Raw genomic sequence first — 7,499 nt, forward strand, 5'->3', positions numbered from 1 at the left:
ACGGTTGTGTCGCAACACCATCATGGCCCTCGAGGCCGAAAGGGGAGGAAGTCTCTTTTTACTCGTTCAAGGCGGACGCGCGTACCGCGCGCCGCTTAACTCCAGCGTTAGGCCTCATATGCAGTTTGTTCGCAAAGGTGATCTTCTCAGCGTTGCTCGCATCACAGGCTCGCATGACAATCTGCTGCAGCTGCGCCTCAGCACTAACGTAGTGGCATCTCCAGTCGTGGAGTGTTTGCCTGCGCGCCGCTCCCTCAATCGTGAGGCTCTCGATCTCAGCAAGGTTTTGGCAGCCGTTATAGAAGGCCTTGCAGCGGTCAACCAAGAGCTCGGTACTTCGTACTCAGCTACACATATTTGTTACGTGCCTAACGACTCACCACCCGAGACAGTTTATGGCTTTCTTGCAATGTCACTTGTTCGCCACCTCGCTTCGGGCGGCAAATTCGTCGAGGCCTAACAACTCGTTCGAGGCGGACGGCTCCGCCGCCGCTTAACTCCAGCGTTGGGCGGCAAATGAAGCGTTACGCGCTACTTGAAGCGACCAAAACCCAGTGGATTGTCGCCCTTGAGATCGCATCGGGATATACGCTTCTTGTTGGCGTTGCGGCGAGCTTTGCCATTGCCTCTTGGAACAAAGCCTGGATGGGTCTCGGTTTTGGCGCCGGGCTGATCCTGTCCTTCATCATGACCCTTTACGCTGGCTATGCGTTCTACAACCTTGTGAAGTGCCCAGCTTGTGGTGGCCGGCTCAACCGCTTTAAGAACGGCAAGCGGGTGCCTAAGAAGCAGGCCTTCAAGCAACTTGAGGCTGGCAATCGTTGCCGGCATTGCGGCTGGGGCCCTACAGTTGGAGGGTGAATTAACACTCGAAGTGCGACACACCGAGTAATTCACTGAGTCGTTCAAGCGGACGCACTAAAGCGCGCCGCCTGACCCCAGCGTTAGGGGTCAAGAACAAGGAAGGCGGCGGAAATGAACGACCCAATAAAGCGATGGTTCCTGGTTGTGATCGGCGTGCTCGGCGCAATCTCCAGTGGCGCGCTGATCATCGCGTCACTGAAGTCCGGTGCAACTCCAGGCCCAAGCCTCGCTTGGTGGGTCACCGACACCCATTACTCCCGCACCGCGCATCCCTCGCAGTTTGGTTTCATGCTCTTCACGTACATCGCCGGGTTCATTGGCTTTTGCTGGCTTGCGTGGCGCTCATACCGCAACTAGCCATTGCCGGGCACTACCCCGTCGCCATGGACACGTGGAAGAAGCCCCGCCCAGACCCACAGACATATCCATGCCTTACGCCCATGCTCCAATCGAGCGGCGGCCAACAAATGAAAGGACTCTCCAGGTGAAAAAGCTTCTGCTCCCTCTCGCGCTCGGGCTGGGCGCCCTTTCCGGCTGCGCCTCAGCGCCGCAACCAGTGGCGAACCAGGCCTCGAGGACATGGATCACTCCTGTGCAGGCGATCCTTCTGGCGGCGGATGCGGCCCCTCGCAGCGTTCATGGCACCTTCGCCATGAGGGTCCAGTCCACGGGTGTCCAGGGCAACAGCACTTTCCTCAACTCTGAGCTGGACTACCGTGACCAGCGAAACCTCACGGTCGCGCTCGGTCCGCGCACCCTCGACCAGTTGTGGAAGCGTCTCGGCGCCGACCCGCTGGTTGCCCTCAAGGGCCGGAACATCCTGGTCACGGGGTCCGCGATCCGCACGAAGATCTACTTCTTCGTCGACGGGGAAATGACGGACAAGTACTACTACCAGACGCACGTCAACATCACTGACGCCAGCGAGCTGGTGGTCGAGTAGAAGGCCCGCGGCGCATCCACGCGCACGCGTCGTGCTGATCCTGCACAAGGTCATCGGGGAACCCCATGCGTATCCTGCAAAGTGCCCTTCTGGTTGCTTCGGGCCTGTTCTCGGCGGGCCTGGCGCAAGCCTCGTCCCCGCCATGCAACGGCAGCACGCCGGAAATGCAGGCATGCATGGGAAAGAAGCTCGATGCGGCCAATGCCATGCTGGCCAGATATCTGGCTGCAGCGCAGGCGCGGATAGACAGGGACTTCGGCTCCCGGCCGAACCTCGGCGCCGCGCAGACGGCATGGGTGCACTATCGCAAGATCGAGTGCGGAGACGTCTTCGAGTATTGGGCCCAGGGCACCTACCGGACGATCGCCAGTGCCGAGTGCATGCTCCGGCTTACGCGGCAGCGCACACACGAGGTGTGGCAGGCCTATCTCACTTACCAGGATTCCACGCCTCCGTTGCTGCCCGAACCGCCGCGGTAGTTGCCCACCGCCCCCGCCTGCGGGGGTGGGCCACTGCCAATCATCATGTTGTCCTCCGGTAACGCGTGAAGCGGTTCGAAGCGGTGCGGTGATAACGGAGGCCAGACTGCGTTTCCGCCCCGAGAACGGGACTTCCTTCGGTCGTAAACGGTCTTGTGGAGCCGATGCTGCCGGCCCGGCCCAGGGTATAAACCGCCCCCGGCGACCTCATTCATTCATCGGACTGACCGGCGTGCGGGGTCCAACGTTCACCCGTTGCGAGCTCGGCACGAGCTGCGACCCGGGTCACGGCACGATGCCGATTTCCTGCACATGCGTCATCCCGCCACAACGGAAGCTATCAAGTCCCGGAGCTGCCCGCCGAAACTTGTTGATGCAACCGATTGCAACAACCTACACAGGGGCAAGACCATGATCGACCTGAATTCCGCGATCGAACGTCACTCGAGCTGGAAGGTGAAGCTGCGCAGCGCCATCACCAACCAGGAGACGGTCGATGCTTCCAGTGCCGCCAAGGACAATTGTTGCGAGCTCGGCAAGTGGCTGCATGGCGAGGGCAAGGCCTCCTTTGGGGCGCTGCCAAGCTTCGGTGGTTGCGTGAGCCAACACGCCAGCTTCCATCGCGAGGTCGGCAAGATCGCCGCGATGATCAATGCAGGACAATTCAGCCAGGCCGAGGCGCTGCTTGGCTTCGGCACGCCTTATCAGGCGGCGTCCAGCGCGGTGGGCGTGGCGATCCGCACGCTGAAGAAGGAAGCCGGCCTGTAAAGCCGGCGATGCGGCCGGGAGGGCAGACCCTCCCGGCGTGTGCGGACGGCAGGCAGCAGTCCGGAATCAAAGCGCCTTCTTGCTGAAGTACCAGTCGACGTACTCGTAACCCTCGCCCTTGCGCGCTTCAGCGGCCTCGACCGTCTGCGGCGGCGGCACGATCACCTTGTCGCCGGGCTGCCAGCCCTCCGGCGTGGCCACGTGGTTGGCATCGGAGGTCTGCAGCGCAGTCACCAGGCGCACGAACTCCGGAATCGAGCGTCCGTTGGTCATCGGGTAATAGACCATGGCACGCAGAATACCCTTGTCGTCGATGACGAAGGTGGCGCGCACGGCTGAGGTGTCGGCGGCTCCCGGGTGGATCATGCCGTAGGCACGTGCGACGTCCATCTTGAGGTCCTCGATGATCGGAAACGGGATGTCGACGCCGAACTTCTCTTTGATGTTACGCACCCAGGCCACGTGTGCGTAGTAACTGTCGATGGACAGCCCGAGCAGCTCACAATTGAGCTTCTGGAACTCCGGATAGGCCTTGGCGAAGGCCATGAACTCGGTGGTACATACCGGGGTGAAGTCGGCCGGGTGCGAGAACAGCACCAGCCACTTGCCGGCATAGTCGGACAGCTTGCGCACGCCGTGGGTGGTGCGCGCCTCGAAATCCGGTGCCGGCGCGTTGAGTTGTGGCATGCCGAAGGTGTTGGTCTGGATGTCGTTGCTCATGGGGTCGCTCTCCGTAGTCGGGAATGGGCGCAGCCGCCTGCGCGTCACTAATATTAGACTCATCTAAATTAGAGACAAATTGATTAGCACAATCCGATCGATAGGCATGCTCTTTCGCTGACCCACTGGATGGCGCCAGCGCGGGCTGCAGGGCGGCTCGACCCGCCCGGACCTGGGGGCGTGCGCGACATTCCGCCACGGTGTACACCGGCCGGCAGCAGGGGAAGTCTCGCGGCCAAAACGGCGAACATCGCTCGCCGGCGGCGATCGGCCCTCGGTGGGCTATACCTCGCCGGGCACCCGGCACAGCCTGGCGACATCCAGCAGTGCGACGAAGCCGCCGTCGACCGGCACCACGCCCTTGACCGGATCGCCCGCCCGCTGGCCACGGCCGGCGGGCGGCGGCTCGACCGCATCGGCGGCCGGATGAATCAACTCGCCGATCGCGTCCACCCGGAAGCCGACCGTCTGGCCGTCCACCTGCAGCATGACCACGCGGATGCTGGCGGGGTCGGCGGGTGGTTGCTGCGCCAGATCGAGGCGGCGACGGCCGTCCATCACCGGCACGATCTGGCCGCGCAGGTGGCGGATGCCGAGCAGGTCCGGTGCTGCGCCGGGCACGGGCGTGAGTTCACCGTCGCGCAGGACTTCGCCCACCTGGGCCAGCGGTGCGGCATAGCGCTGGCCGGCCAGGGCGAACACCAGCCATGACTGGTCAGTGGCCTCCACGGGCGGCATGCGGGTGCGGGGCGATGCGGTGTTCATTGGGGTGACTCGCGGTTTGGCGGGTTGCTGGCCACCGCAACGCCGTCGCCGTGCACGGTGATCGTGGGGGCGACGGCGGCAGGGCCGGAGGCGCCGGTTGCGGCAGCGCGCGCGGTGACATGGCCATCGGCAGCGGCCGGACCGGCAGGCGGTGCGGCATCGGCCGACTGGCCCTTGGCGTCGTCGGTGAAACGACTGGGGCCGTCACGATCGCTCAGCACCACCACCAGCACGCGGCGGTTGCGGTTGCGACCTTCCTCGGTGCTGTTGTCGGCGATCGGGCGTACCTCACCCCAACCCATGATGCCGAGCCGGTCGAGCGCCACGCCGCGGTCGGCGAACAGCCGCGCCACGCTGGCCGCGCGGGCCGCGGAAAGCTCCCAGTTGGAGGGAAACTGCGGCGTGCTGATCGGCTTGTTGTCGGTGTAGCCCTCGATCCGCAGCGGATTGGGAAACGGCGCGAGGATGCCGCCCAGGTTGTCGAGCACGCTCTGCGCCTGTGGCGCGATGCGGGCCACGCCGCTGGGAAACAGGATGTCGGTGCGGATCTCGATTTCCAGCCAGTTGGGCGCGCGGCGCAGCACCACCAGGTTCTTCTCGATCAACGGCTTGAGCGCGTCTTCCACGCTGTGCTGGATGGCCGAGAGATTCTTCTGCTCGTCCGAATGCGCCGGCTGCGCAGCCGAGCCGGGAAGCGGAATCGGCGTGAGCGCCGAACCGTGGCCGCTGGCCTGCGGATCCACGGCGGGCGCCACGGTGGCCGGCGCCTCGGGCGCAAGGTTGCTGGGGGCGATCACGCGACTGGAGCCGTGGAAGGCCTCCATCATCGACTGCGACAGCACGCGATACTTGCCCTCGTTCACCGCGGACATCGCGTACATCACCACGAAAAATGCCAGCAGCAGCGTGATCAGGTCGCCGTAGGGGATCGCCCAGCGCTCGTGGTTCACGTGCTCTTCGTGGCGTTTGCGCCTCATGGCAGGTAGCCCTGCAGCTTGCTCTCGATCTGCCGCGGGTTGTCGCCCTGGGCGATCGATACGAGGCCCTCGATGAGGATCTCGCGCATCTCGCTCTGCTTGTGGATGGTGCCCTTCAGCCGCGAGGCGATCGGCAGCATCAGCAGGTTGGCCAGGCCGATGCCGTAGATGGTGGCGACGAACGCCGCGGCGATGCCGTGGCCGAGCTTGCTGGGGTCGGCCAGGTTCTGCATCACCGCCATCAGGCCCATCACCGCGCCGATGATGCCCATGGTGGGCGAGTAGGTGCCGGCGTTCTCGAACACCTTGGCCGCGTCGATATCACTCTGTTCGCGCGTACCCAGCTCCACTTCCAGCACGCTGCGGATGGCTTCCGGTTCGCCGCCGTCGATGAGCAGTTGCAGGCCCTTGCGGGCGAAGCCGTCCTCGAGACTGCCCAGCTGCGGCTCCAGGCCGAGCAGGCCCTGGCGGCGGGAGATCTCGCTCCAGCCGATGATCTGGCTGATCAGGTCCTGCGGAAAATGCACCGGCGGCCGGTACACCATCGGCAGCAGCGCCGCAGCACGCTTGAGCACCTTGCCCGGGGTCTGCACCATCAGCGCGGCAAAGGTGCCGGCGAATACGATCAGGAAGGCAGCCGGATTCCACAGCGACTCCAGGGTGGACCCCTTGAGCACCGTGCCGACGGCCACGACCACGAAGGCCAGGATCGTACCGATGATGCTGACCAGATCCATCAGGCGCTCATCCTCATCGAAGGCAGCAGCTCGCCGCTGTCGTCGGCGAGCCCGGCCAGGTCGAGCACCAGCGCCAGCCGGCCGTCGCCGGTGACGGTGGCGCCGGCCACGCCGGCCACGCCCTCGAACAGGTGGCCGAGCGGCTTGACCATGACGTCCTCGCGGCCGAGCACCTCGTGCACCAGGCAGCCCAGGCGCAGATGGCCGATGTGCAGCACCACCACGTGCCGCCCGGACGCGCCGGTGACGCCGGCCCAGCCGGACAGGTCGCCCAGCACCAGCGCACGCCCGCGATGCGAGGCGACCATGCGGCCGTCGAGCAGGCTGTCCTGCCCCGGGCGCAGTTCGAACACCTCGTCCACGTTGCTCAGCGGCAGCGCCAGCAGGCGGTCGCCCACGCGCACCATCAGCACCCGCAGGATCGCCAGGGTCAGCGGCACCGCCAGCTCCAGCGTGCTGCCGCGGCCGAGCTTCGAGGTCACCTGCAGGGTGCCGCCCAGTTCGGTGATGCGGGTCTTGACCACGTCCATGCCGACGCCGCGGCCGGAGATGTCCGACACCGTCGCCGCCGTGCTGAAGCCGGCGCGGAAGATCAGCTCGTAGCACTCGTTCTCGGTCAGGCGCGCGGCCTGGGCCTCGTCGATGACGCCCTTCTCCACCGCCTTGCGCTTGAGCACGTCGGGGTTCATGCCGCGGCCGTCGTCGCTCACCGAGATGACGATGCGCTCGCCGCGCTGGGCGGCACCCAGCCGTACGGTGCCGCGCCGCGGCTTGCCGGCGCGCTCGCGGTCCTCCGGCCCTTCCAGGCCGTGGTCGAGCGCGTTGCGGATCAGGTGCACCATCGGGTCGGCCAGCGCCTCGACCAGGCTGCGGTCCAGGTCGGTGCCCTCGCCTTCGGTGACCAGGTCCACGTCCTTGCCGAGCTGGCGCGCAAGGTCGCGGACGATGCGCGGGAAACGCTGGAACAGCCGGCCGACCGGCTGCATGCGCATGCCGAGCACGGCGTTCTGCAGGTCGTCGGCGACGCGGTTGAGTTCGTCCACGGTGGACGACAGGGTGCTGTCGCCGTTGCGCGAGGCCAGCGTGAGCAGGCGGTTGCGCAGCAGCAGCAGCTCGCCGGCCTGGTTGACCAGGGCATCGAGCCGGTGGGTGTCCACGCGCACCGTGGTCTCGGCGGCCGGCGCCGCGGCGCGGGCCGGTGCGGCGGCGGGCGCTGCCGGTGCGGGAGTCGGCGCCGGCGGGGGCG

11 protein-coding genes are annotated in these 7,499 nt (G+C 65.8%); 6 read left to right on the plus strand and 5 right to left on the minus strand.

The window, feature by feature from the left end:
- The 6 genes from C693_RS24095 to C693_RS0101405 all read left to right on the plus strand — a co-directional run.
- On the plus strand, positions 1–460 hold a 460-nt coding region (locus C693_RS24095), incomplete at its 5' end, for a hypothetical protein (RefSeq protein ID WP_206740653.1).
- A gap of 56 nt (positions 461–516) precedes the next feature.
- Positions 517–861, plus strand: coding sequence for a hypothetical protein (locus C693_RS23515; RefSeq protein WP_157798529.1), 345 nt, complete (start codon positions 517–519; stop codon positions 859–861).
- Positions 862–975: 114 nt separating this feature from the next.
- Positions 976–1,221: a hypothetical protein gene (locus tag C693_RS0101390; protein ID WP_017460456.1), complete on the plus strand. Its 246-nt coding sequence runs from the start codon at positions 976–978 to the stop codon at positions 1,219–1,221.
- A 295-nt stretch (positions 1,222–1,516) separates the two neighbouring features.
- Positions 1,517–1,807 carry a hypothetical protein gene (locus tag C693_RS0101395; RefSeq protein WP_157798530.1) on the plus strand — a complete coding sequence of 97 codons (291 nt, stop codon included), beginning with the start codon at positions 1,517–1,519 and terminating at the stop codon, positions 1,805–1,807.
- Positions 1,808–1,872: 65 nt separating this feature from the next.
- The gene (locus C693_RS0101400) at positions 1,873–2,286 is read left to right on the plus strand and encodes a lysozyme inhibitor LprI family protein (RefSeq protein ID WP_017460458.1); all 414 of its coding nucleotides are present in this window, start codon (positions 1,873–1,875) and stop codon (positions 2,284–2,286) included.
- Between the two features lie 411 nt (positions 2,287–2,697).
- Positions 2,698–3,054, plus strand: coding sequence for a CZB domain-containing protein (locus C693_RS0101405; RefSeq protein WP_017460459.1), 357 nt, complete (start codon positions 2,698–2,700; stop codon positions 3,052–3,054).
- Between the two features lie 66 nt (positions 3,055–3,120).
- Here the strand turns inward: C693_RS0101405 and C693_RS0101410 are convergent, their stop codons facing one another.
- The 5 genes from C693_RS0101410 to C693_RS20820 all read right to left on the minus strand — a co-directional run.
- Positions 3,121–3,774 (minus strand): peroxiredoxin, encoded by a 654-nt coding sequence (locus C693_RS0101410; RefSeq protein ID WP_017460460.1) that lies wholly within the window; start codon positions 3,772–3,774, stop codon positions 3,121–3,123.
- A 282-nt stretch (positions 3,775–4,056) separates the two neighbouring features.
- Positions 4,057–4,539 (minus strand): chemotaxis protein CheW, encoded by a 483-nt coding sequence (locus tag C693_RS0101415; protein ID WP_017460461.1) that lies wholly within the window; start codon positions 4,537–4,539, stop codon positions 4,057–4,059.
- Complete coding sequence (motD, locus tag C693_RS0101420) at positions 4,536–5,516, minus strand: flagellar motor protein MotD (RefSeq protein WP_017460462.1); 981 nt, start codon at positions 5,514–5,516, stop codon at positions 4,536–4,538. Before motD ends, C693_RS0101415 begins: the two co-directional genes overlap by 4 nt.
- Positions 5,513–6,253: a flagellar motor protein gene (locus C693_RS0101425; protein ID WP_017460463.1), complete on the minus strand. Its 741-nt coding sequence runs from the start codon at positions 6,251–6,253 to the stop codon at positions 5,513–5,515. The genes motD and C693_RS0101425 overlap by 4 nt, the downstream gene beginning before the upstream one ends.
- Positions 6,253–7,499 (minus strand): chemotaxis protein CheA (locus tag C693_RS20820; RefSeq protein WP_017460464.1); only part of this gene is annotated, 1,247 nt, incomplete at its 5' end. The genes C693_RS0101425 and C693_RS20820, both read right to left, overlap by 1 nt.

Origin of the sequence: Dyella ginsengisoli LA-4 (genome assembly GCF_000334915.1) — a bacterium.
Lineage (GTDB): Bacteria > Pseudomonadota > Gammaproteobacteria > Xanthomonadales > Rhodanobacteraceae > Dyella_A > Dyella_A ginsengisoli_A.

Bases quoted from the DNA above. Each gene is read 5' to 3' on its own strand.
- C693_RS23515 (WP_157798529.1), top strand. From the start codon at position 517: ATGAAGCGTTACGCGCTACTTGAAGCGACCAAAACCCAGTGGATTGTC.
- C693_RS0101390 (WP_017460456.1), top strand. From the start codon at position 976: ATGAACGACCCAATAAAGCGATGGTTCCTGGTTGTGATCGGCGTGCTC.
- C693_RS0101395 (WP_157798530.1), top strand. From the start codon at position 1,517: ATGAGGGTCCAGTCCACGGGTGTCCAGGGCAACAGCACTTTCCTCAAC.
- C693_RS0101400 (WP_017460458.1), top strand. From the start codon at position 1,873: ATGCGTATCCTGCAAAGTGCCCTTCTGGTTGCTTCGGGCCTGTTCTCG.
- C693_RS0101405 (WP_017460459.1), top strand. From the start codon at position 2,698: ATGATCGACCTGAATTCCGCGATCGAACGTCACTCGAGCTGGAAGGTG.
- C693_RS0101410 (WP_017460460.1), bottom strand. From the start codon at position 3,774: ATGAGCAACGACATCCAGACCAACACCTTCGGCATGCCACAACTCAAC.
- C693_RS0101415 (WP_017460461.1), bottom strand. From the start codon at position 4,539: ATGAACACCGCATCGCCCCGCACCCGCATGCCGCCCGTGGAGGCCACT.
- motD (WP_017460462.1), bottom strand. From the start codon at position 5,516: ATGAGGCGCAAACGCCACGAAGAGCACGTGAACCACGAGCGCTGGGCG.
- C693_RS0101425 (WP_017460463.1), bottom strand. From the start codon at position 6,253: ATGGATCTGGTCAGCATCATCGGTACGATCCTGGCCTTCGTGGTCGTG.